The sequence below is a fragment of the Streptomyces sp. ISL-10 genome (genome assembly GCF_018614575.1).
GTDB lineage: Bacteria > Actinomycetota > Actinomycetes > Streptomycetales > Streptomycetaceae > Streptomyces.
In genome coordinates, this window is the sequence record NZ_JAGGOJ010000014.1 from 1 (window position 1) to 23,289 (window position 23,289).

The following is a 23,289-nucleotide window of genomic DNA, read 5'->3' on the forward strand; positions in this document are numbered from 1 at the left end:
AGCAGGGCTGTCTGGCGAGCTTCAGCACCCGGCACGCAACCGTGACGGGCACCCCGTCCCCGGCCAGCTCCTTCACGAGCGGGTAGATCCTTTTCCCGGCAGATGCGCCTGCGACAGATAGGCCGCGGCCCGCCGCAGGACCTCGTTCTCCTGCTCCAGCAACTTGATCCGCCGACGCGCTTCCCGAAGCTCGGCGCTCTCCTGGCTGGTCGATCCGGGCTTGGTTCCGTCGTCGATCTCTACGCGACGCATCCACTTCCACAACGTCATCGGATGGACCCCGAAGTCGGTGGCCACCTGCTCGACCGTCACACCCCGCCCGCGGTTCCTCGCGACCCGCACGACCTCCTGGCGGAACTCCTCCGGATAAGGCTTGGGCACAGCGACATCCTTCCCACCCACCCCACAGGGCAAGCCAGTTCAGATGTCACCCGATCGTGCGGCAGACCCGTCGATCTCAGCGCTCAACTCATCCAGCTGCTGCTGGCTCACAGGCGGGGGCAGCAACTCCGGTCTCAGGTCCACAGCCCGGATTATGCCGGGCAGGCGTCACCATGCTGGGCGAAAGACAGCCCGCCCTTCGCTCGCAAGTCCGCGATACTCGGCCCATGGCACTGACACAGCAACTTGCGCGGGTGACACCTCAGTACCTGACTCAGTGCCGTGCAGCTGCGGCGATGTCGTCAGACGGCAACCCAGACTGGGATCCGCCTGAGGAAGACGCCGTGGACCTCGACTGGGCGATCTGGGGCCTGATCTGGTTCTGCCAGCGCATGCAGATCGAGGAGCAGTGCATCCAGAACCTTCAACGGAGCATCTCGGGGGATTCGGGTGACGATGTCGAGTTCCTGGATCATCCCGAGGTCTACGACGGCTTTGACGCCCCTCCCGCTCTCATCGCTCCTGCAGCCGTGGCAGAAGTGGCCCGCGACCTCGCCGCTATGGACATAGATGACATGCTCAGCCACCTGCCGGCAGACAGCTTCGCGGCGGCCGAAGCCTGCGGCTTCCGAGGGTTCAACGGGCACCCACGCACGTATCTCGTTGAGCATTTCGCACTGCTGCAGAGCTTCTATCGGGTTGCTAGCCAGCGTGGGCTGGCGGTTGTGGCCTGGATCGACTGAGCACCGATCCGCCACTCGCGGTCGAGCAGCAGTGAGCCAGTACCAAGGCAACTCAGCAGGACGTCAGCCAGGTCCCGAGCCATGGCCACCGGGAACCCGCAACAGGTATCCATGTCAGACCCGCCTGCGACACTGCGGCACATGTCTCTCGCCGATCTCAGTCTTGACCAGTGGCGTTCCTTCGACCTTCTTACCGCACGTCGCGTCGCCGAGAAGGCGGCGGCCCGAGTCGATGGCCGTGTGACCGTCGTCGAAACCATTGAGCACCTCGGCGCCCCGCTGCACCGCGTCCGCATCGAGCGGAACGCCCAGGAATTCGCGCTCATACCCGGTGGCGCAGTGACACTCGGATTCGACCTCGACGCCTGGCAGCCGACGCCCGAGCAGACCGCCGACTACCAGGAGAGCCTGGACCAGGGATACGGCTACGGACCCGATCTTCGAGCCCACCTTGCACAATTGCTCAGTCCACGCCGGAGCGTCGTTCTGGCCGCGGTGCTCATGGCCGTGGAGGACGAGAACCTGACCGAGCCCCCTGCCGACATGTCGGCTGTCCTCGCGGCCCGCGGCCTACGGATGCCGACCTCCGACGAGTGGGAGCACGCCTGCGGAGTCGGCGCGGACACGCTGTTCCGGTGGGGCGACACGTGCCCCATGGACCGCATCCCGTACGGGGACCGAACCGGCCCGCACACTCAGCCGAACGCCTTCGGCCTGCGCATCGCCTATGACACCTACCGCTCGGAGCTGACGAGCGACGTCACCGCGGTCCACGGCGGAGACGGCGGTGAGTCGGTGTGCGGTGGATACGGCACGCTGCTGGCCTGGCTGCCCCTGGCCACCGCGAACCGTAACCCCTTCATGGCCGAGTTCGTGTACGGCCCGGACGGCGAGGACATGTACGAGGATTCCTCCACTCGGCCTGTGCTGACGCTCTGATCCTCAGGGCACGCTTCTGGGCCACAGCTGGGCCACACGCCCTGGTCAGAAGCGGGGCACGAGCGAGAAACCGTGAGACAGTTCGAATGCGAGAGGGGTACCCGGAAGCTCCGGGCACCCCTTCTCACCTGGCCTTACGTGGCCTGCACGCGGTGGGTGTGGGATTTGAACCCACGGTGACTCGCGCCACGACGGTTTTCAAGAGGGTCGCGGTCAAGCGGCAGACACTGCTCTGACCTGCAAGGACGCGCGCCAAGCCAGCTAGTGGCGAAGTGCTGTCCCGCCGGTGGCCCACAAAGCGCCAGATTGGCTTGTCCCAGTACCGTTCCGAGCGCACTGAACCCCTACGCGCCGAGTGCACACCCACGACCTGTGTGGCATGTCCACCCCATGTAGCAACCCATCGCTTTCCCGTCCAGTGGGCCGCTCATCGGGACGGACTTAGAGCAGACCCTCGGCTGGGTGTGGCATCGGCACGTAGGCTGGATGGGTGCCCGATCAGTCCCGTGTACAAAGCAACGTGAGACGTGCAAGCCCGTACTCGACGGGCGGTGGCGGCACCGTTCTGGAGCACCGTTACGGCGCGCTATTGCTGAGTCATCTACTCACCGCGGACCCTGTGACCGAGCTCGGAGACGACGTCACCCCTCACGAGATCGGCTTCCAGGCGAGTGCCTATAGCGCCGTGGACGACCTGGTGCTGAGCGGACGTTCGGTGGATGGGACTCAGTGCCAGGTTTCGATCGGCGTCCGCAGGGACCCCTCGTTTGTGGCCAGCGACCAGGCGTCAGTCGAGCTGATTGGCTCCTACCTCCGGGTGATGCACGACCATGCGCAGGAAGTCGACGAAGGTCGATGGCGACTTGCCCTCGTCGTGGCGAGCCCGAACCCTCATGTACGACAGCTTCGAGAACTCGCTGGCATCGCTAGGGACACCTTGGATGAGAAGCAGTTTCGCTCGGAGGTTTCCCGCGCCGAACGGACAAATCGAGGTGTACGAGAGCGACTACGCCACTTCGACGCCGTCGTCGCTTCGGCCGCGATGGGCGCTGGCGCCAAGATGAATGGGATGCCCACTGCCGAGTTGACCTGGCGTCTTCTCGGCGCATTGCGAATGCGGGAGGTGCGTCTCGAAGGCATAGATGAGACGGATCGCACGATCACGGTGGGTCGGCTCCGGAGCGTTGTCGAGGCAGGCACGGCTGACGCTGCAGACCGACTGTTCAGCCGGCTATGCGAGCTCGTAGGCCGATATGCTCCAGCGGCTGCGACAAAAACTGCCAATTCTCTGCGACGGGACTTAGTCGGCTTCGCCCTCACCGAGCGTTCCGCGGAAGGCGATGACACCGAAGACTTGGACACGGCGGGGCCGCATCCTCCTGTAGTCCGCTCCGACTACCTATCTCAGGTTCGCCGCATCGCTCCAGGACGGTTGCTCTCGCGGGAGAAAGAGCTGTCCGAACTGGAACGCTTTTGCACTGATCCCGGGTTCGAGCCATACCTGTGGTTGCGGGCGCAGGCATGGGCTGGCAAATCGGCCCTGATGTCGACCTTCGTGCTAGATCCGCCGTCTGGAGTGAGGGTGGTGTCGTTCTTCGTCACTGCCCGTTGGGCCGGGCAGGCTGACAGTACGGCGTTCACCGAGGTAGTTCTCGAGCAGGCATTAGAACTGCTCGGTGAGACCATGCCGATGATGCTCACCGACGCCACACGAGAGGCACATCTTTTGGGGGCCCTCGAGCGTACGGCCGAACTCTGCCGGCGTAGAGGCGAGCGCCTGGTTCTGGTCGTGGACGGGCTAGACGAGGACTGCGGAGTGACCACAGGCGCGGATGCGCACAGCATCGCCGCGATCCTGCCAGCGAATCCCCCATCTGGCATGCGCGTGATCGTCGCGGGCCGGCCCAATCCGCCGATTCCCACGGACGTCCCTGACAACCACCCGCTGCGTCGGCCGAGCATCGTACGGAAACTGACAGCTTCCCCCCACGCCGAGGTAGTCCGTCAGGACGCCGAGCGCGAACTCAAGAGGCTTCTGCGCGGAAGCACGATTGAGAAGGACCTGCTCGGTCTACTGACTGCAGCCGGTGGAGGCCTTTCCGAAGCTGACCTCGCGCAGCTAACAGGGGTACCAGAGTGGGAGATTGAGAGTCTGCTGGGTGCGGTGTCCGGTCGCACCTTCACACCTCGGGCCGGACGCTGGCGGTCGCAGGTGGCAGTCTACGTCCTCAGTCACGAAGAGATTCAGCAACAGGCGCTGCGTTTTCTCGGAGAGACCTGTGTGGCGGAGTACCGCGAGAGGATCCACGCCTGGGCCGATGGGTATCGCGCGGACAAGTGGCCGATTGGCACGCCCGAGTACCTCCTTCGCGGGTACTTCAAACTCCTCCACGTCGCAGGGGACCGTTGCCGCATGCTGAAGTGCGCGACGGATCCCGATCGACACCGACGCATGCTCGACATCATCGGCGGCGACAGCATCGCGCTCGCCGAGATCGCGGCTACTCAGGAGGCCCTGTCCGACACACCCACTCCGGACCTGGTGGCGTTGGGCCGACTCGCCGTTCACCGTGTCAAACTCACAGAGCGAAACGACCACATCCCCACCTACCTTCCCGTGATCTGGGCCCAACTAGGCAGGCACAGCCGTGCCGAGGCCTTGGCCCGCTCGATTACGACACCGGCTCGACAGGTACGAGCCCTCGCATCCGTGGCGCGCCACATGGCAGAGGTCGGTGATTTGAAGCGCGCCAAGACCGTGGCCGAACAAGCTGAGCGGAGCATTCTCGCCATTGCGGACAGTGACGCGGAGGCACACGCGTACGCAGTGGTCGCCCGTGCCATGGCTCGTACCGGGGACGCGTATCGCGCGCAATTGCTTGTGGAGCGTGCAGAGGAGGCAGCCCATTCGCTAGGGGACGGGCCACAGCGGGCACAAGCGCTTGCCGCTGTCGCACGTGCTGCCGCAGCGGCGGGAGACATAGGGCATGCCCTTACCCTTGCGAAGTCCCTCAAGCGTTGGTCCGAGCGTGCCCAAGCCCTCTCTGCAGTGGCGATGGAGGTCGCGAGCTCTGGTGATTGGCGTCGCGGCCGATCCATAGCACGCTCAGTCAGCCCACAATCAGATCGGGCACATGCGCTCGCTGTCGTAGCGCGGGCGGCAGATGTGGCTGGCGCCCGACGCGCTGCCCTCACCATCGCTGGCCAAGCTGAAACTCTCGCATTGTCCATCCGAAACCCAGGCCGCCGAGCCTGGATCCTCGCCGCAGTCGCACGCGAGGCAGCGGAAGCGGGGAAGAGCAAGAGGGCAATGGAGCTTTTGCAAGAGGCCGAACGAGCAGGTCGCGCCGTGACACGGACATCCGTGAGAGGCGATGCCCTCATCGCGATCGCCAAAGTGATGGCTCTCTCTGGTACGCCAGACCGTGCGGAGGACCTCGCGCGCAACTTCGACAACCCCAACAGTCGGGCGAAGGCATTGGCAGTCGTCGCATCTGGCCTCGCAGCAAGCGGTGAAGCACATCGAGCCGAGGAACTCGCCAACGAGGCAGAATCGACGGCACGGACTGTTAGCAGCGTTCACCGCGTCGGCCGGGACCACGCAGTTCTAGCACAGGCCACAGCCTCTATCGGCGATCTCCGTCGAGCCCAGGAGATCGCCCGCGCTATTTCTGACGTGCCTCAGCGGGACCGTACGTTGACGGTCGTCGCGGAAGCCATCGCGCAATCTGGTGACCTGGCCTGGGCCGAAGACGTCGCCTCCTCCATCACGAATGCGGCGCAGCGGTCGACAGCGCTGCTGCGGATCGTCAAGGCGGGCGTTACTCACGACAACACGGCACGGGCTGAAGAGCTCGCGAGTTCGATCAAGGACCCGGACCACAAGGGTAAAGCTGCGGCCTTGCTGCTCCGAGCGAATGGAAGTGTAGGTGACCGCGTTGGGGATCGAAACGGGGCTGACGCTACTCCCCTAGAGCGTTCCCAGTCGGCACAGTCGCGGGAACCGAGACGCTCAATACCGGACTGTGCCGAGTCGGCGCCACCGCTCTCCTCGAACAACGCCCATCTGCAGGCCAAAGACCTGATCGACGTCACTCGCCCGGCCGCGGATGAGGGAGACGTCGAAAGGGCCAGACGGGAGATTGAATCTATTCCCGTTCCCGCGCTCCGGGTGAGGGCTCTGGTCGACCTAGCCACAGCGTTGGCCAAGACAGGAGACATACAGCGCGCTGGGGAGTTCATCGACCGTGCCATGGCCACAGTCAACTCACTCCCCAATGTCACTAGCCGAGACCAAACGATCACAGGCATCGCTCACCAGCTGTCCGTTGCGGGCAGCCCTGATCGGGCGGAACCACTCGTCCGCTCAATCACCAATCCAGCACTTCGCCAGAGGGCTTTGGGCCGCGTCGCCTCAGCCGTGGCAAGGTCCGGTCACCTCGCCAGAGCAGAACAAATCGCTCGTACGATCTCAGATGGCCCCCGGAGGGCTAAGACGCTGGCCACTGTTGCACAGTTCGCAGCAGATTCCGGTGCTTTGGACCAGGCGGAGCGCATCGCCCAGTCGATCGCCGACCCCGTCCGGCGAGCGCGCGCCCTTGGCTCTGTCGCTCGTGCTTACGCTGGTGATGGCGACCTCCAACGCGCCACGGACGTCGCCGTCTCGATTGCCGATCCCGCCGAATGCGCAAAGACCCTGACAGCACTAGCGATCGACTTTGACCCCGACAGATCCAAAATGTTACTCGCGCAGGCCCTGTCTATCGGTCACTGGAGCATCTGTCTGCCGGCACTGGTGCGTATCGAACCAAAGGTCATCACCGCCGTAGGCGAGGAGTTCCTGCACGCACACAATCAGGAGGAAAGGCCTCTTGGGGCTGCTGGCCTGAGCGGAGGACCTCCCGGCGATCGATGAGAGGATCCCCGCCATGGCAAGGGGATCGGCTCCGCGTGCTCCATTTCCTGGCCTGAGACCCGCGTCGAGCCAGGAGACCAATCGAGTAGCGCGCCAAATTGACAGCCAATTCTTCGCATGTGACGCTGGAAGAGCGGGTTGTGGGTTGTGGATTGTGGAGACCTCAACCGGAGGTTGCGGTGGCTGCGTTCAGTAGATCTTATGTGAGCTGGGTATACAACGAGACCTCGGATTGGGCCACTTGGGAACCCGGCGACCCTGTAAATGTTGGGGACATCGGCTACTTCGACCGTTCATTGAAGTTCACTCAAGCCGACACGGCTGCCCGCCTGCTTGGTAACCCTCCGGACGTCTATCAACGTCACAGAGTCGGTCGTCGTCTGCATTACAGTTCACGCTATTTTTCCGTTACTTCGAAGGTTGGTGTTGGCGCTCCGGGGATGGCAGCCGCCGAGGTTACCTTTGTCTTGAAGAGGGGAGAAGGGCATGTCCTACAGATCGGCAAGGGAATATGCGAGGGGCTTAAAAACGAAAGGGAGCTGCTAGAGGCAGCGAAGCGGGCGCTGATCGCCGAAGACTGGTGTCTTTCCTGGATTTTGATCTGCGAGCGCACCGTGGTTGACGGTGGCTTCGCCGTAGCGTGTAGGGGCCAAGGTGCGAGCTTCACAATGGGCGCCAACGTGGAGCCGCAAGCTCTCTCGCATGGTGTGCTGGCTCAAGTAGGGCTACATATGCTGAGGAGCGACGGTCACGTTAATCACTGGGAATTTGACACGGATAGCACGCCAACGTTTGACCGCGTATGGAGAGTGCGACCGAGACTCATCGATAGGCTGTATGGGGACAGCGCCGAGTGGGTCCAGCCAGATGAGGTCTATTACAGGCCGGGGCGTTCCTCCACGACTCCTGCAAATATCGAGGCTATGAAGCTTAGAGAGTTGTTCGAGAGTGGTTTCTCCGTCGCTTCCCTCTAATCGATCACCGGTCACGCTCGCCGGTACTCCCCGGACCATTAGTGGACGTACGCGGGAACAGCCTTGTGGAGATCAGAACGCGGCAGCCTCGCGTGCGGGGTAGGGATCTGGCATTGGATGCGCTCAGCCGACTTGGAGACCTAGTGGGCCAAGTTCATAGGGTCGCCAACATCTCCATCAAGGGGCGTCGCAGCGCAGGTGTAGCCGCAATCGTTGCGGCTGACATGACGTCATGCGGCGAGCCATCGACGTCCATCACCACGGCGCCGGCTTCCCTCGCAATGGCCACGCCCGCCGCCATGTCCCACGGGTGATTGCTCAGCGCGATGCTGCAGTCGACCTTGCCGGATGCCACCCACACCAAGTCGACCGCCGCCGAGCCGAACATCCGGACGCGCAGAACGCTCTCCGCCAGACAGGCAGTGAGCGCGAGTCGGCGGGCGTTCCTCTCCTGGGCGCGCTCGCCGACGGCGTAGTCGCCGATGGCCACGATGGCCTCGTTCAGCGCCGTTGTCACGCGGGGACGGATCCGGTCGTCGCCGCAGTACGCACCGTGACCCTCCGCCGCGCGGTACCGCTGGCCCAGGAACGGCAAGTCGATGACCCCTAGCACCGAGCGGTTGTCCGCGATCAGCCCGAGGGATACCCCGCAGAGCGGGATGCCGTTGACGAGGTTCGCCGTCCCGTCGACCGGATCAAGTGCCCACGTAAGCGCACCGCCGGCGCCCACTCCCCCGCTCTCCTCGCCGAGGAAGCCGATCTCCGGGGTCTCCTTCTGCAGGAAGGTGCGGACGCGATCCTCTACGGCGAAGTCGATCTCGGACACCATGTCCCGGTCGCCCTTGGCCTGCACCGCCCCCACAGCCATGTCGGTGACGAGCGCCGACGCCTGGTCCAGCGCCGCGCAGGCCACACCCAGGAGCGATCGCAGGTCAGTCATTCAGTTCTCGCCTCTCCCACAGCGTGGTGAAGATCTGGTCGAACGTCGGATAGAGCCCGCCGGCGACCCGGCGCTTCCGGACGAGCAAGGTGGGCGAGTCGACACCGCGAGTCTGCGGCAAGTACGGCTGAGCCACACACAGCTGCCCGTCGATCAAGGTGATGTTGAACCGTATGGGCTCGTCATAGACCCCGAACTCGATCCGCTGTGCGGCCTCCGGACTGACCCGCTCCACGACGCGCTCCTGCAGGATGGTCAGGTTCATCGCGGTCAGCGCGGACAGCCGGCCTTCGGGATAGCCCTCTTCGCGCTCGCGCTCCGCGATGAAGTGGCCGTACGGCTTGAGGAAAAGCGCCTTCAGGGTCGTGCCGTCCTCGACGATCTGCCGGAGCCTGGCCTCGGAGTACGACTGGCACAGGAGGTTGAGCGACAGCCCGGACATCCGGATGTCCTTGGCTTCGTCCAGGAGCTCGGAGGCAGAGACCTTGGCCTGGAACTCGGACCGGCTCGCGTAGACCCCGGCGAGGTCGGCGAACTGGTCGCCGACGATCTGCGTGAGTGCGTCGCGCGGCTCGCCGTCGGTCAGGCCGGGCGCGGACTGCCGCACGATCAGCTCTGCCGCGACCAGGACGTCACCAGGCGGCGTCGCGGTGATCTCCCAGGACTCCAGGGCCTCGGGGCTCACGTTCCAGTCGAGCATCGTGGACAGCAGTTCGGCGAACTCCCCAGGGCTCAGCCCCTTCGCGGCGCGGGCTGCGGCCAGCTGGTTGCGTGCTAATTCTGCGAGATCGGGGCGGTAGGACGCCCTGCCGTGCAGCGATACGACCGTGCCGGACTCTCTCGGGCGTTCCATATCCCCTCCACGTGCGGCTCAGCCGCCAACAGCCCTGCGTGCCTGGTCAGATGACGCCTCAGTCTTCAGCGGCGCCTTGTCGCGTGGGTACGGCTGACCCACACGCCCGTACAACTCGATCAACTGTGCCTGAAGGACGGCCACTGATCGGCGCAGTTCCGCCATCTCTTCCCGCAGTTCCTCCAGGGCGGCGACATCAGTAGGCGCTGACAACCCGGCCACACGGGTTTCGAGCTGCTGGTAGCCCTGGGTGAGTTCATCGAGCGACATGCGCTCCGCGGCTGATTCCTCCGGAGTCGCTCGGACGTACACCGCCTTGCCGGCCTGCCCGTAGACGAGACCTTCGTCCCGCAAGATCTTGAGAGCGTCCCGCACCACGGTCGTGGAGACGTCGTGCATCTTCATCAGCTGCGACGCAGACGGAAGAGCCGCACCTACGGGCAGATCACCCCGGGCGATCTGCGAGCGCAGCTCATTCGCAAGCCGCTTGTACGCGGGGCCCACCTGTGTCTCAGCCACTCCGACTTCCTCCCGCTTGCACCTGCTGCACCAGCCACAGCTAGTGCAGCACACCCGTAGAGGGCCGAGCCAGGCGGCCACGGACGTCTTTCGCGGAAACCGTTGACAACCTCATGCACTAGGTGGAACCTAATGCATGAGGTTGCGACGGAGTGAGACACCCCGAGCCACCTCGACACGACAACGGCCCCGGCAGATCCAGGTCCGGAAGGTGCGCCAACACCTGCCGATCCCCTGCCGAGGCCAGCGCATCGCCCTTTGTCAGAAGGAGTTCAACGATGCTCAACCAGCGTACTTCCGCGGCATTATCAACCGCGACCGTCTCCCCCGACCGGGATGAGCGCGTCCAGTACGTCGCCGGCCTCCGCGGCCTGGCGGACTGGCTGGAGCGCTCAGACGCCCCGGTCCCGGCCGGTCAGCGGCTCCTGCTACCGCTGCACTCGAACGCCGCCGTCGAGATCTTCGCTGCCGAGCACGACCTGGTGGTCGTGTACGACGGCGAGAGCAACGCCAGCGCCGACCTTCAGTTCGGCGGGATCGTCTATCACGCCTACGGCTACGTCGACTTCGATGAACACTGCGCCCGCGCGAACGAGCGGCAGGCGCAGGCCTGGGCGTCCGAGCACGGCCTGGTGTTGCGTCCTGCAGACGAGGGGGCGTGATGGCCATCTCGCCGTTCTATGACCATCGGCCTGTGTGTCGCCGGGCCGCCTGCCCGTGCTGCCGCCGCCCCGTGCCGGTCTCCCGCTACCACACCGCCCGTGAGCTGTGCGGACATTGCGGCCACGAGTGGGCCCAGGCCTCCCGGATCGAGCGGGCGGAGGTGTGCTGATGGCTCGCCGATACCTGCGCGGCATCGCCAATCCGCACCGCGCGCCGCTCCGCCTGGCCCTCGATGAGCACGTTCCTGCCGCCAATCCGTTGAGCGGAGCTGCGTGCACGGGGACGGACACGGAGGCGTTCTTCGACGGAACGTCGTCGGGGACCGAGCTCGCGAAGCGCACGTGCATGGGTTGCCCGGTACGTACGAAGTGCCTGGAGCTAGCGCTGGAGCGCGGTGAGGGGTTCGGCATCTTCGGCGGGCTGACCGCTGATGAGCGCCGGGCGCTGCGCCGGAGGGAGGCGCGGGCCGCATGACGTATCCGACTCCTCCCCAGCCGCAGCCAGGTGAGCCGTACGTCCTCACTGATGCCTTCGGACGCACATTCATCTCGTCGGCGCCGCCGGCCTCTGGCATGGTCCCGCTCCAGACACCGGTCGCCCCGGTCCAGCACTGCGTTCACGACCAGGCCCCGCTCCCGGCCCCGCAGCGCTCCGGCCTCTCGCCCGTGGCACTGGTCGCCGTCGGCGCGGGCGGTGCGCTCGTGGTCGGCACGGTCCTGGTGGCGCTGCTGCTATCGGTCGCCGTCGCTGCGCTGGCGCTGACCGTGTGCGCAGTGGTGCTGCGCTCGATGGTCAACAGCCAGGAGCCCCGCGGCCGATACCGCCGCTGACGCCCTCCCTTCTCTCTTCCCCGGCTACCGGTCCGTACCGGCTCTGCTCCGCGCTGCCCACGTGTGCGGCCGGCAGCCGCCAACCTCGGAGGTTCGCTCCATGTCCGACCGGACGCTTCCCACCGCCGCCAAGCCCGCGGTCACCTCGCTGACCCGCACAAACGGCCAGCTGCGCCGCCAGCTCGCCGCCCTGCGCCACGACTACACCGAGCTGCTGGCCGCCGCTCGCGCCGCGGTCAACGCGCACTACGACGGTGCCCCGCTCCCGCTCACCGTCCTTATCGACACCCTCGACCAGCTCGGTGCTCTCCCGGAGTTCACGCCGCAGATCACCGACGACGGGCTGGCCGCCCTCGCGGCCGCCGACGTCCCGCTGACCGGGAGGCGGGTGGCATGAGCGCACGTCCCCGCTGCCCGATGTGCGGCTGGCACCCCGTCCACCGCAACCAGCGCGCCGCCCGCCGGGCCGCCCGCACCCACACCTGCCACCCCGCCGAGATCCGGAAGGGAGTCCTGCGATGACAGAGCCGATCACCGTCCCCGAGCAGGACAGCGTCGTGGGCCGACTCCGGGACCTGGCTGCCCGCAGCCGCGAAGCCACCGAGCTCGACTGGGTGCGCGAGCGGAAGGACCGGCACGAACGCGAGCGCCAGGAGGCCGTACGCGGGGCCGACTGGTACGTCCGCAACCACTTCCCAAGCACGTTCGCCCTGGTCCTGACCGCCACATCGTGGCAGGGCTACCCCCGCCTGGACGACACGGAGACGGAGGCGCTGACCTCCATACCACCGGCCGCAGTTGCCCATCTGGGCGAAGGCGTGTGGATCCACCACACCCGGCGCCGGTTCGGAGGGGGCATGGCAACGCTGCTCATCGCGTGCGTCTGCGGCAACTATCGCGAGGCTGCTGTCGACGACGACTACGCGCTGGCCCGAGAGATGGACTACCTCGCCGACACCCACGACGTGTGCCTGGGCACCTGCACCCCGAGCCGCCCGGCCACGGACGGAGAGGACTGGTGACCATGTCCGCTCCTCAGCCGCCCCCGCTGCCCGAGTCCGTGGTCCTCCCAGACCTGCCGGTCATCCGCCGACGGGCCTACCTCGCGGTCTGCGCCCAGGTGCCCGGCTTGTTCTCCGAGCGCTGGCACGTCTGGCACGCGAGCGGCGCCTACGTCGGGTTCTGTACCGCCCCCGAGTTGATCGACCTCACGATCGCCCAGCACGACCGGTAGCCCCGCTCTTCCCGCCCCGCGCCCCGGCCTCAACGCGCCCGCACCGGGCGGGACCCCAACCGCCTCCCGTACTTCCTGGTTGAAGGAGTCCCTTCCCGTGAACGCCCACATGCTCGCTGCCTCCACCGCGAGCGGTTCCTCGCCCGTGGTGACCGTCTCGGTCCTCCTGGTCCTGATCGCGGCCGGCGTCGTGATGTGCACCTACATCGGCCACCGCTGGTCCACGCTGATCGTCGGCATTCTGATCGGCCTGTACCTGTCCGGCACCGTCGCCGACACCGCCAAGTCCGTGGTCTCTCAGGTCCTCACCGCCACCGCCAACGGCATCTCCAGCGCGGTCGGGTGAGCGCCGTGACCACTCACATCAACGACACTCCCGCCGAGGAACTGCCGGTACGCCGTGACTGGCTGCTGTACGCCGGGATGGGCGCCGTCGGCGCAGCCGCCGCGGCTTCCTCGTACGCGGCGCTGCAGGACCTCGCCGTACGAACCGGCTGGTGGATGCAGCTGTCCTGGCTGCTCCCGCTGACCATCGACGCCTACGCGATGACCGCGGTCCGCGTCTGGCTGGGCAAGTCAACCCGCAACGACCAAGCCCGTGCCTGGGCCAAGGCCAACGCGATCGGCGCCATCGTCCTGTCGGTCGCCGGGAACGCCGTCGACCACGCGATCGCCGCCCGCGTCATCCCGGTCGGCTGGCCGCTGATCGTCGCCGTCTCGGCAGTCCCGCCGATCGTGCTCGGGCTGCTGGTTCACATGGCGCACCTGCGCACCCTGCCGCCCACGACGCAGACAGATAGCAGCACCCCCGCCGTGCCGGAGGGTCAGCAGCCCCCGCCGCCTGCCGAGGAAGCACCCCTGCCGCCGGTGCCGCCCAAACCCCCTGCCGCACCTAGCAACCGGCAGTCCCACCGCCGGGCGAAGGGCACACCCAAGCGGCAGGAGCTGCCGCCCGGCAAGACCGACCAGGAACTGATCGACGCCGCGCGCGAGCGGATCGCCGCCGGACAGGAACCGTCCGCCACCTGGCTGATCAAGACCTACGGCGTCGGCACCAGCCGCGCCGCCCGGATCCGCGACGCCGCCCTGCAGAGCACCCCGGCGACTGCCGAGCCTGCACCCGAATCCGTACTCGCCCTCTCGGGTGCCACAGAACTGGAGTCCACACCGTGACCAATCCCTTGCCGCATGCCCTGGCGGCCCTGCCGTTACTGGGCTGGTTCATCCACAGCCTGTGGCTGTCGCGCCGCCTGTCTGCCGCCCGGCGCGACCCGCTCACCGGACTGGCCACCCGGGCCGCCTTCACTGCTCGCGCCCATCGCGCGCTCCGCCGTCCCGGCGCCAGCGTGCTGCTGCTCGACCTGGACCGGTTCAAGCAGGTCAACGACACCTTCGGGCACGCCGCCGGCGATGCCCTCCTCACCGCCGTCGGCGAGCGCCTGGCGCAGTGGAGCGCCGACCACGACGGGTTCGCCGGACGGCTCGGTGGCGACGAGTTCGCCGCGGTCGTCCACGTCGACGATGAGCGTGCGAGCGCCCACCTCGCCGACCTCTCCCGGCGCCTCTCCGAGCCCGTCCAGCTCGGGCACCGCGCGGTGGTCCCGCGAGCCTCCATCGGCATCTGCCGCCCCACGGACCGGCCCAGCGCCCCGCTGAGCAAGCGCCTGCGCGCCGCCGACGAGGCCATGTACACCGCCAAGTCCCTCGGCAGCTGGTGGCGTCCCGCCTCGGGCCACAACACCTACGCCACCGCCAATGGCCGGCGCGTCGGCCGACCCGGCACCCGTCACGCCGCACCCACCCCGTGAAAGGACCCCGTCCCATGGCCAACCGCACCCGTGCCCGCAACGCGAAGATGCCGCCGGGAACCACCGCGATACGCATCCCGCGCCAGCGCCGCCGCGGCTTCGGCCGCCGACCGGAGCCGATCATCCTGGTCGTCCCCGAGCAGCCGTTGCTGGCGGCCCGCGCCGCGTACGCGGTCGGCGGCTGGATGTGGGACCGGCGCCGCGCTTGGGCGCCGACCGGGATAGCCGTCGCCGCGTTCGTCACGGCCGCGATCGTCCATGTCCTGGCCTGGTGGACCGGGCTGGTTCTCGCGCCTGCCACGGCGGCCCCGCTGGTCTGGCTGTGGTGGACCTACCAGCACCGCCCCGCCGAGGAGCCGTCCGTACGGCGCTGGCGCCGCGGCCTCGCGCTCCTCGGCGTCGCCTCCACCGCCTGGGCCGCGCTCGCCCTCGCCTTCGGCCCCACCGCCGGCCCTCTCGAACTCCTGTGGCTGGTCAACGCGATCGCCGCGCAGGTCCTGTGGCTGCAGGTTCGCCGTACCTCCCCCGATCCGATTGAGGAGATCCGCTGATGTCGTCCTTCACCCCGCCCCCGAGCAGCGGCAACGGGTCCGGAGCCCCTCAGAGCAGTCCGACCGCCAACGGCGCCGGAGCACGGTCCTGGTTCGGTGGCGGCCCCGGACCTGACGACCCGCAGAACACGGGCGGCAACAGCCGTACGCGGACGACGAACCGGACCCGCACCCGCGAGTACCACTTCCACGTCCACGACGGCTCCGCCCGCAACGGCCAGGCCGGCCCCCGTGGCAGCAACCAGGGCGGCCAGCAGTTCACCGGTCGTGGCAACGGTGCTCGCCACGGCGGACACAGCCCGCTCGCGGACCCGGAGTTCTTCTCCAACGCCGACATCCGCAACTACTGCGAGAACGGCCGGGGCCTCTTCCTGCAGTTCGCCTTCGAACTCGCCAACGCCGCCGAGATGCTCAACGCCGTGCTCAAGGAGGTCCCGGACCCCGACGGTCGCGCATTCGGCTCGCGGATGAGGGCTCGCAGGGTCTCCCGGAAGCTCAAGAAGGCCGCTGACGACGCCCGCGACACCGCCAAGAACATGGCCGCCACCTACGCCGCGTTCCAGCGCGAGTTCGACCCCGAACTCGCGCCGTACCGAAGCCGCCAGCGCCACACCGGCCGCCGCTTCGACTTCACCAGCTGACCCAGCCCGACGAGGAGGACCCGGCCGTGTCCCAGCCCACCCCCGAGCAGCGCTATGAAGAGCAGCTGCGCGCCGCGCAGGGCAGCGGCGGCATCGTCGAATACCTGCTCCACCGTGCCAAGCCGCATCTGCCCCCGTGGCTCGCCGGGATCGGGATCGGCCTGGCCTCCCTGCCCGCCCACTACTACTGGTCGGGCAACGCTGCCGCGACCGCCGGCCTCACGCTCGCCTCCGTCGCGCTCACCGGTACGACCTGGTGGGCGGGCAAGGCCACGACTGCCCAGCGCCGCCTCCACTCCGCGATCACGGTCGCCGCGGCCTCCAGCTGGTTCACGGCAGCCGCTATCGCCGGGCCCGACGCCGGCCCCCTGCCCGGCCTGTACTTCATCGGCGCCCCCGCACTCGCTCTGTCCTGGAACATCCGCCAGATACTGCGCCGCAATCCCGAAGGCGCCGCCAGCGCTGACGGCGGGCTGCTGGAAAAGGTCGGCCTTGCCAAGGCCCAGATCACCCGCTCAACCGTGTCCCCGAACAAGGCCACCTTCGACCTGCAGCTGCCCCGCGGCGAACTCACCCAGGACGACGCGAGCAAAGCCCTTCCCCTGCTCGCCAGCGCCCTGGACGTCTCCAAGAACGCCGTCCGGCTCACCCACGACCCGGACTCCGCCTCCCGCGTCCAGCTCACCGTCGTCCCGCACGACCTCCTCAAGAACACCGTCCCCTGCCCCGGCCCGTCCCACCCCAGCGGCTCCATCGCCGACCCCGTCCACGTCGGGATCTACGAGGACGGCACCGAGGCCGTCATGTACTTCCCCGGCGACCCGAAGGCCGGCCGCAATGCCATGCACCTGCTCGTCATGGGGATGACCGGCTCTGGCAAGTCCGAAGGCGGACTCACCGCCCTGGCGGAGATACTCACCCGCCGCGACGTGATCGTCTGGGCATCCGATCCTGCCAAGGCCGACCAGACCCTGGGCCCGCTACTCCCCGCGATCGACTGGGCCGCGCTCGACATGAAGTCGACCAAGGCCATGATCGAGGCCCTCAACGCGGTCATCCCGGCCCGAACCCGCTGGCTCGCCAAGTACGGCTATAAGCAGTGGGAGCCGGCCTGCGCCAAGACCCAAGCCGACGGCTCCCCCGGCATGTCCTACCTCATCGGCTGGTTCGAGGAAGCCGCCAAGACCATCCGCGAGACCGACGACGACGTCTTCACCGGCATCGCACAGGAAGCCCGCTCCGCTGGCGTCTCCCTCGTGGTGTCCATGCAGCGCGCCTCTGGCAACCAGGTCTCCACCGACACCCGCGCCTCCCTCGGCTCCAGCTGGGTCTACGGCCTGCGCAACGACCGCGACGCCACCTTCGCCCTGGACGACGACGTCCTGGACGCTGGCGCCGCCCCGCACGCCTGGAAGGACAAGAAGCCCGGCTACTGCTACCTGGTCGCCAACGGCATCCCCGAGACCTTCTGGGCCACCCCTGCCCGCTCCTACCTCACCGCCCGCGAATACCTCGACTGGGTCGTCCTCGCCTTCGCCGCGACCCGCTCCACCGGCGACCCCGTCACCGCAGAGGCCGCCGCCAAGGCCGCCGGACGCCTCTACGCCAAGCGCACCCGCTACCCCGTCCCCGGAACCAAAGACCCCCAGCCCGCGGAGACCGCCATGATCGACCCCGGCCCATACGACCAGGACCTCGACGCCGAGAACTTCGACGACCAGGGCCAGGGCAGCCCCGACACGGACAACGACTACGACGAGGACCTGGACGACATCGACCCCGAGGCCGAACTCCCCGAGCCGAGCGGCGTGATCCAGCTCGCCGAACGTCCCGCCGCCAAGCAGAAGGTCGACCTCACCCCAGCCCAGGCCCGCCAGGCCATGGAACAGATGCTCGACGAGTTCGAGGCCGAGGGCCGCACCATCGTCCGTCCCTCCGACTTCATGGAGCACTGCGACCGTCACGGCCGCTCCCGCCCCTGGGTCTCCAGCCAGGTCGCCAACTTCGTCATGACCGGCCGCCTCGCCGAAACCAGCGAGACCGGCGTCTACCGCATCGTCCGTGAAGACGAAGCCGCCTGACGGCCCTGACGCGTCGGAAGCGTCTGACAGCCCTGACGGCAGCGGCCCCAAACGCACAGGTCATACGTGCGCGCGACCCCCGTCAGACGCGTCTGACGCCGCTTGGCTGACGCCCCTGACGCCCAGCAGCGGGCAGCCGAACGCCGAGGGTTTCTGGACTTTCTGGACCGCCCTACGCGTGCGCGCGCGTCATGCGCGAACGCCATCGCCAGGGCAGCGCGACGCCAGGGGTGTCACAGATTTCGCCCGCGGACGTACCTACACGCAGAGGCATTGATCAAGACGGCTCCGAGACGACCTGACACAGCACGACCAGGGAAAGGCCCAGCACCCAGTGACCGAACAGCCGCACGGCGAGTACGGCAACGTCCGCTCTCTGCACACCAAAGCTGACGACCTCGCAGGTTCCCCACCGAACGATATGGATGCCGAGCAGGCCGCTCTGGGCGCCATGCTCCTGCCCAGTCCCACGTTTGACGCCTTCGCCGAAGTCACCGGGTTCATCGACCCCGATGACTACTACAGGCCGGCCCACGCCACCATCCACGCCGCGATCGTCGACATGCGCAACAGCGGGCGCCCGATCGACGTCATCACGGTCACGAACTACCTGGAAAAGGCAGGACACCTCAACCGGGTGGGCGGCGCAACCTACCTCCACACCCTCGTTCAGGCCGTGCCGACCGCAGCAAATGGTGGCTACTACGCGGAGATCGTCGCGGAGAAGGCCGCGGAACGCAGACTCATCGAGACCGCCACCCGCACGATGGCGCGGGCTCAGAGCGGCAGCAGCAGCGCCGGACAGATCGCCGCCGACGCCGAGCGGGAGCTCGCCGAGCTGCGCGACACCCAGAAGTGGCCCGACCCGATCCCTCTCGGCACCCATGGTCCGCTTCCGACGTTCCCCGTCGGTGCCCTGCCGCCATGGGTTGCTGAGCACGTCGCAGCGGTAGCCGAGTTCACCCAGACTCCGCCGGACCTCGCCGCCACCATGGGCCTGGCCGCGCTCTCCACGGCTGCGGGCGGACGCGTGCACGTCCAGGTCCGGCCGGGCTGGACCGAGCAGACGAACCTCTACCTGGTCTGCGCTATGCCCCCGGCCTCCCGCAAGTCCGATGTCTTCGCTGCGATGACCGCGCCGGTCTACGAGGTCGAGAAGCAGCTACAGGAGGAATCCCGTGCCTCCCGCATCGAGGCCCAGACCGCCAAAGACGCCGCGGAAGCCGAGGCCGAAGCCCTCATGGCCAAGGCGCGCAAACCTGGCGACGGCATCGACCGCACCGCCCTCGTCGCCGAAGCCTCCGGGGCTCGCATGCTCGCTGACGAGATCCATGTCCCGCCGGTCCCTCGGCTCACGGTGTCCGGCGACATCACCCCCGAACCGCTCGCCCAGCAACTCGCCGTACACCGCTGCCTCGCGGCGCTCTCGCCCGAAGGCGACCTGTTCGACATCATCGCCGGCCGCTACAGCGCCAAGCCCAACCTCGGCGTCTTCCTCCAGGCCCACAAGGGCGAGCGACTGCAGACCGACCGCATCACCCGCGAACAGCCCTCTGTCGACAAACCCGCGCTCACCATCGGTGTCACGCCGCAACCCGCCGTCCTGCAGGACCTCGCCGACGCACACGGCGCCCGCGACCGGGGCCTGCTCGCCCGATTCCTATTCGCCCTGCCGGCCTCGAATCTCGGTTACCGCAAGACCCGCACCGCCCCCGTCCCCGAGCCCGTCGCTCAGCAGTACAGCAATCGCCTCGCAAGCCTCCTGCTTACTCTTTACGCCCTTCCCGAGCCCGTGACCGTGCCCATGTCAGCGCAGGCCGATCACGCTATCGAGAGGCTGCAGGAGGAACTCGAGGCCTCGCTTCGCCCCGAACAGCGGCTCTCCCACCTCCTCGACTGGGCGGGCAAGTGGGTCGGTGCCACCGCCCGCGTCGCCGCACTCCTCCACCTCGGTGACCACGTCGGCTCCGATACCTGGGGCCGTCCCGTGGGCGAAGAGGCAGTCACCCGTGCTGCCGAGATCACCCGCTACTACACCGACCATGCTCTGGCCGTCTTTGACCTCATCGGCTCCGACCCTGCCACGGAAGCCGCGCAGACCATCCTCGACTGGCTCCGCCGGCCCAAGGCCGACGGCACCTGGCGCACCGCCATCAAGCGCCGCGACGCCGTCGCAGCCTCCCGCCGCTTCCGCACCGTCGCCCAGGTCGAGCCCGCCCTCGCGCTCCTCGAATCTCACGGCTACCTCCGCGCCGACGAACCGACGAAGACCGGTCAGCCCTGGCGCCCGCCCACGGCTACGTACCGTGTCCACCCCTCCCTCCACTCCTCTGAGGGCGGTTCCGATGGCCGCTAACCGTCAGCAACGTCAGCAGAAGTCGCCGACCAGCGAGAACACCTGGGGACGGGGAGTCAGCAAGTGTCAGCAACGTCAGCAGAAGTACCAGCTTTCGCTGACGCTGCTGACGCCCGCTGACAGCAGTCAGCGCACCAAGGCTGCAGGTAGACGACTTCTGCTGACGTTGCTGACACCTTCCGGCCCTGGCCCTCGGCCGCCGCCTGGCCGCTCACGCTCCGCGCACAACGCCCATCGGCCGAAACCGCCCCTTGGAGTCCCTGCCATGCGAATCCGCCTCCACGGCACCGAACTCGAATGCCTCCATACGGCCCAACAGCTCGCGAGCGTGCTGGACGTCCTCGACACCAGCCAGCCCTACCCCGACCGACCGCCCAGCCGCCTCGTACGGCACTACCTCACCGTCGCCACGCCCATCGACAACTCGCAGATCTCCAAGGGGGACTGATCGCCTTGCGCCGAGAACCTCACATGAAGCTCGCCGACGTCCTGGACGAACTCGGCATGTCCCGTGCCGCCTTCTATCGCATGCGCGCCCGCGGCCAGTCCCCCAAGTGCCTCAAGCTCCCCAACGGCCAGCTCCGCTTCCGCCGCGCCGACTTCGAGAAGTGGCTCAACGATTTGGAGGAGGAACCCACTTGCTGACGTACGACGTAGAGATCTGGAGCATCAGAGAGCGGAAGGGACGCGCCAAGCCGTTTGAGCTCCGCTGGAGGACCGAGAATCAGCCCCACTCCAAGAGCTACAGGACCAAGGCCCAAGCCGACGGACGGCGGGCACAGCTGCTGAGGGCGCTCAACAAGCGCGAGCAGTTCGACGTCGACACCGGCCTGCCCGCCACCGAGCTGGCAGCGCTCAACTCACCTACGTGGTACGAGCACGCCCTCGCTTACGCCCTCATGAAGTGGCCGAAGGCTGCGGCAAAGCATCGCGCTGGAATCAGCGAGGGCCTTGCTGTCGCCACCCCTGCATTCGTCACGTCCGACCGCGGTGCCCCTGATTCAAAGACCCTTCGCACCGCGCTGCACTCATGGGCCTTCCGTATGGCTCGAACGCCCGACGGAAGGTGGGCGTCACGTAGCGAGGTCGAAGCCATGCCGGAAGAGATCGCCCAGGCGTTGACCTGGCTCTCCAAGCACTCCATAAAGGTTCGGGAGGCGGCCAAACCGGAGCACCTTCGCAAGGCGCTCGAGGCCTTGTCGATCAAGGTGAACGGCGAACCCGCGGCCGACAACACCTTTCTGAGAAAGCGTTCCGTGTTGAGCAACGCTCTCAAGTACGCGGTCGAGCGAGGCCACCTGGACTTCCATCCCCTGCCACGGGTCGACTGGGCACCTCCCGCAACTGACGACGAAGTGGACTTCCGCTACGTCCCCAACCCACGGCAGGCTCGCGGCCTGATCGGCGCTGTGAGGGCGCAGGGCCCTCGCGGGGAGCATCTTGAAGCCTTCTTCGGCTGCTTCTACTACGCGGCCATGCGTCCAGGCGAGATCGCCTCGCTCAAGGACACCGACTGCGTCCTCCCCAGCGAGGTGGATGCAGATGCCTGGGGTGAGCTGATCCTGGAAGAGAGTCGTCCCGAAGTAGGTGCTGGCTGGACAGACGACGGGAGCTCGTATGAGCAGCGAGGACTGAAACGCCGAGCCAGGGGAGCTACTCGCACTGTGCCGATCCCTCCCGTTCTCGTGAAGATGATCCGTGATCACAGGGAGAAGTACGGCATAGCAGACGATGGCAGGCTCTTTCGCGCCGCCCGAGGTGGCCGGGTACGGTCCACCGAATACTCCGAGCTCTGGGATGCAGCCCGTGGAATAGCCCTAACTCCGGCTGAAGCACGGACGCCGCTCGCAGACGTCCCATACTCGCTTCGACATGCAGGCATCTCGCTCTGGATCAAGGCAGGCGTTGACCCTGCCGAAGTAGCACGCCGAGCGGGCCACAGCCTGGCCGTCCTATACCGCTTCTACGCCAGGCTGCTGCGTGGCCAGCAGGGCCGAGCCAACGAATTGATCGCCAAAGAGCTCGAGCGATGACGCTGCCTGCAGCTGCACAGGTCGTGAACACCACTCAGAAGTGGGACTGATGCCCGATCGATCGGCGGCGCACCCCTGCCCTTGGTAGCGTCACCATAAGCGCATGTAAGTTCGATTTTGAGCTGCAGGAAGGCGGTTGACGTCATGTGGGATTGCTGCGAAAATTTCAGCCATGAACCCACAGTCGTGGCTCGACGCATTTGTGCAGCGCAATGTGGTGGACCTGGCGCGGATGCGCGAGTACTGCGAACAGGGCCTCGCTCAGGCCATGGTGCCGGAGCGCAAGAAGCGGCCGCGGCCGACCTCTATCCAGGGGGCCGTTGTCGCGATGGATATGAGGGACCGCGTACTGCTCGCGGCGGAGAACCCCGTCTTCCAGTCAGGCAGATTCAGGCTGGTCCCCCGCCCCAATCGCTCCGTGTGCCTGGTGGAGAAGGCGACTGGCATCGAGGTTCGTGTCCGCAAGATCCACGAATCGCCGGCGCTCGACCGGTCGATCTACACGAAGCCGGACGTACATCAGCCTATGATCTTCGATCCGGCAGGGGACACCCTTGGGCCAGGACTGACGCCCGTCCTAGTGTGGTGTATCGATCAGAGCGACCTGCTGAGCGACTTCCGTGCAGTGATCGTGGACAATCTCGACGAGCTGCAACGCTCGCCTATGGTGGTCTGCGCCTCTGCCGAGGTGCCTCCGCTTGCGACGCTGAAGGGTGTGGTCGGAACGGCTGCCTCCAGTGCGCCGAAGGACGACTTCGACGACCTGGTGGAGCCCCGGCGGCCTCTCAGGGCCGACGGAACGGGAGACGCGCCACCACAGGCATAGGC

General features: G+C 67.2%; 26 protein-coding genes. 22 read left to right on the forward strand and 4 right to left on the reverse strand.

Going from position 1 to position 23,289, the window contains the following annotated elements; genetic code table 11:
- Positions 1-72: 72 nt before the first annotated feature.
- Positions 73-381, reverse strand: coding sequence for a transposase (locus J7E88_RS35965; RefSeq protein ID WP_308307530.1), 309 nt, complete (start codon positions 379-381; stop codon positions 73-75).
- Between the two features lie 227 nt (positions 382-608).
- Here J7E88_RS35965 and J7E88_RS17905 point away from each other — a divergent pair, with 227 nt between their 5' ends.
- The 4 genes from J7E88_RS17905 (at position 609) to J7E88_RS17920 (ending at position 7,952) form a co-directional block, all read left to right on the forward strand.
- Positions 609-1,124: a DUF1877 family protein gene (locus J7E88_RS17905; protein ID WP_215182212.1), complete on the forward strand. Its 516-nt coding sequence runs from the start codon at positions 609-611 to the stop codon at positions 1,122-1,124.
- A gap of 141 nt (positions 1,125-1,265) precedes the next feature.
- Entirely contained in the window at positions 1,266-2,063 is a 798-nt protein-coding gene (locus J7E88_RS17910; RefSeq protein WP_215182213.1) for a hypothetical protein, read from the forward strand.
- A 490-nt stretch (positions 2,064-2,553) separates the two neighbouring features.
- Positions 2,554-6,978 (forward strand): hypothetical protein, encoded by a 4,425-nt coding sequence (locus J7E88_RS17915; protein ID WP_215182215.1) that lies wholly within the window; start codon positions 2,554-2,556, stop codon positions 6,976-6,978.
- 119 nt (positions 6,979-7,097) lie between these two features.
- A complete protein-coding gene (locus J7E88_RS17920) occupies positions 7,098-7,952 on the forward strand; it encodes a hypothetical protein (protein WP_215182217.1) in 855 nt (284 codons plus the stop codon).
- A 154-nt stretch (positions 7,953-8,106) separates the two neighbouring features.
- Here J7E88_RS17920 and J7E88_RS17925 read toward each other — a convergent pair whose 3' ends face one another.
- Genes J7E88_RS17925 through J7E88_RS17935 form a run of 3 tightly spaced genes read right to left on the reverse strand, consistent with a single transcriptional unit; the run spans position 8,107 to position 10,264 of the window.
- The gene (locus J7E88_RS17925; protein ID WP_215182219.1) at positions 8,107-8,892 is read right to left on the reverse strand and encodes an inositol monophosphatase family protein; all 786 of its coding nucleotides are present in this window, start codon (positions 8,890-8,892) and stop codon (positions 8,107-8,109) included.
- The gene (locus tag J7E88_RS17930) at positions 8,885-9,745 is read right to left on the reverse strand and encodes a DUF5919 domain-containing protein (RefSeq protein ID WP_215182221.1); all 861 of its coding nucleotides are present in this window, start codon (positions 9,743-9,745) and stop codon (positions 8,885-8,887) included. Before J7E88_RS17930 ends, J7E88_RS17925 begins: the two co-directional genes overlap by 8 nt.
- 18 nt (positions 9,746-9,763) lie before the next feature.
- Positions 9,764-10,264 (reverse strand): GntR family transcriptional regulator, encoded by a 501-nt coding sequence (locus J7E88_RS17935; RefSeq protein ID WP_215182223.1) that lies wholly within the window; start codon positions 10,262-10,264, stop codon positions 9,764-9,766.
- 278 nt (positions 10,265-10,542) lie between these two features.
- Between J7E88_RS17935 and J7E88_RS17940 the strand changes: the two genes are divergently transcribed.
- From J7E88_RS17940 to J7E88_RS18020, 18 genes are all read left to right on the forward strand, one after another.
- Entirely contained in the window at positions 10,543-10,926 is a 384-nt protein-coding gene (locus J7E88_RS17940; protein ID WP_215182225.1) for a hypothetical protein, read from the forward strand.
- A gap of 169 nt (positions 10,927-11,095) precedes the next feature.
- Positions 11,096-11,401 carry a WhiB family transcriptional regulator gene (locus tag J7E88_RS35970; RefSeq protein ID WP_215182227.1) on the forward strand — a complete coding sequence of 102 codons (306 nt, stop codon included), beginning with the start codon at positions 11,096-11,098 and terminating at the stop codon, positions 11,399-11,401.
- Complete coding sequence (locus J7E88_RS17950; RefSeq protein ID WP_215182229.1) at positions 11,398-11,757, forward strand: SpdD-like protein; 360 nt, start codon at positions 11,398-11,400, stop codon at positions 11,755-11,757. Before J7E88_RS35970 ends, J7E88_RS17950 begins: the two co-directional genes overlap by 4 nt.
- A gap of 100 nt (positions 11,758-11,857) precedes the next feature.
- Positions 11,858-12,154: a hypothetical protein gene (locus J7E88_RS17955; protein ID WP_215182231.1), complete on the forward strand. Its 297-nt coding sequence runs from the start codon at positions 11,858-11,860 to the stop codon at positions 12,152-12,154.
- On the forward strand, positions 12,151-12,279 hold the full coding sequence (locus J7E88_RS36800; RefSeq protein ID WP_285427559.1) for a hypothetical protein: 129 nt from the start codon (positions 12,151-12,153) through the stop codon (positions 12,277-12,279). The genes J7E88_RS17955 and J7E88_RS36800 overlap by 4 nt, the downstream gene beginning before the upstream one ends.
- Positions 12,276-12,779: a hypothetical protein gene (locus J7E88_RS17960; RefSeq protein WP_215182233.1), complete on the forward strand. Its 504-nt coding sequence runs from the start codon at positions 12,276-12,278 to the stop codon at positions 12,777-12,779. Before J7E88_RS36800 ends, J7E88_RS17960 begins: the two co-directional genes overlap by 4 nt.
- A 2-nt stretch (positions 12,780-12,781) precedes the next feature.
- Positions 12,782-12,991: a hypothetical protein gene (locus tag J7E88_RS17965; protein ID WP_215182235.1), complete on the forward strand. Its 210-nt coding sequence runs from the start codon at positions 12,782-12,784 to the stop codon at positions 12,989-12,991.
- Between the two features lie 97 nt (positions 12,992-13,088).
- Positions 13,089-13,337: a hypothetical protein gene (locus tag J7E88_RS17970; RefSeq protein WP_215182237.1), complete on the forward strand. Its 249-nt coding sequence runs from the start codon at positions 13,089-13,091 to the stop codon at positions 13,335-13,337.
- 5 nt (positions 13,338-13,342) lie between these two features.
- Positions 13,343-14,164: a DUF2637 domain-containing protein gene (locus J7E88_RS17975; protein WP_308307533.1), complete on the forward strand. Its 822-nt coding sequence runs from the start codon at positions 13,343-13,345 to the stop codon at positions 14,162-14,164.
- Entirely contained in the window at positions 14,161-14,799 is a 639-nt protein-coding gene (locus J7E88_RS17980; RefSeq protein WP_308307534.1) for a GGDEF domain-containing protein, read from the forward strand. The genes J7E88_RS17975 and J7E88_RS17980 overlap by 4 nt, the downstream gene beginning before the upstream one ends.
- A gap of 14 nt (positions 14,800-14,813) precedes the next feature.
- Positions 14,814-15,350 (forward strand): hypothetical protein, encoded by a 537-nt coding sequence (locus J7E88_RS17985; protein WP_215182238.1) that lies wholly within the window; start codon positions 14,814-14,816, stop codon positions 15,348-15,350.
- Positions 15,350-15,991, forward strand: a complete 642-nt coding sequence (traA, locus tag J7E88_RS17990) for a plasmid transfer protein TraA (protein ID WP_215182240.1) — start codon at positions 15,350-15,352, stop codon at positions 15,989-15,991. The genes J7E88_RS17985 and traA overlap by 1 nt, the downstream gene beginning before the upstream one ends.
- A gap of 26 nt (positions 15,992-16,017) precedes the next feature.
- Complete coding sequence (traB, locus tag J7E88_RS17995; RefSeq protein WP_215182242.1) at positions 16,018-18,072, forward strand: plasmid transfer protein TraB; 2,055 nt, start codon at positions 16,018-16,020, stop codon at positions 18,070-18,072.
- A gap of 334 nt (positions 18,073-18,406) precedes the next feature.
- On the forward strand, positions 18,407-20,428 hold the full coding sequence (locus J7E88_RS18000; RefSeq protein ID WP_215182244.1) for a DUF3987 domain-containing protein: 2,022 nt from the start codon (positions 18,407-18,409) through the stop codon (positions 20,426-20,428).
- A gap of 265 nt (positions 20,429-20,693) precedes the next feature.
- Positions 20,694-20,876 carry a hypothetical protein gene (locus J7E88_RS18005; RefSeq protein ID WP_215182246.1) on the forward strand — a complete coding sequence of 61 codons (183 nt, stop codon included), beginning with the start codon at positions 20,694-20,696 and terminating at the stop codon, positions 20,874-20,876.
- A 23-nt stretch (positions 20,877-20,899) separates the two neighbouring features.
- Complete coding sequence (locus J7E88_RS18010) at positions 20,900-21,073, forward strand: AlpA family transcriptional regulator (RefSeq protein ID WP_215182248.1); 174 nt, start codon at positions 20,900-20,902, stop codon at positions 21,071-21,073.
- Positions 21,067-22,461 (forward strand): site-specific integrase, encoded by a 1,395-nt coding sequence (locus tag J7E88_RS18015; RefSeq protein WP_215182250.1) that lies wholly within the window; start codon positions 21,067-21,069, stop codon positions 22,459-22,461. Before J7E88_RS18010 ends, J7E88_RS18015 begins: the two co-directional genes overlap by 7 nt.
- 172 nt (positions 22,462-22,633) lie before the next feature.
- The gene (locus J7E88_RS18020; protein WP_215182252.1) at positions 22,634-23,287 is read left to right on the forward strand and encodes a hypothetical protein; all 654 of its coding nucleotides are present in this window, start codon (positions 22,634-22,636) and stop codon (positions 23,285-23,287) included.
- The last annotated feature ends 2 nt before the right edge of the window (positions 23,288-23,289 follow it).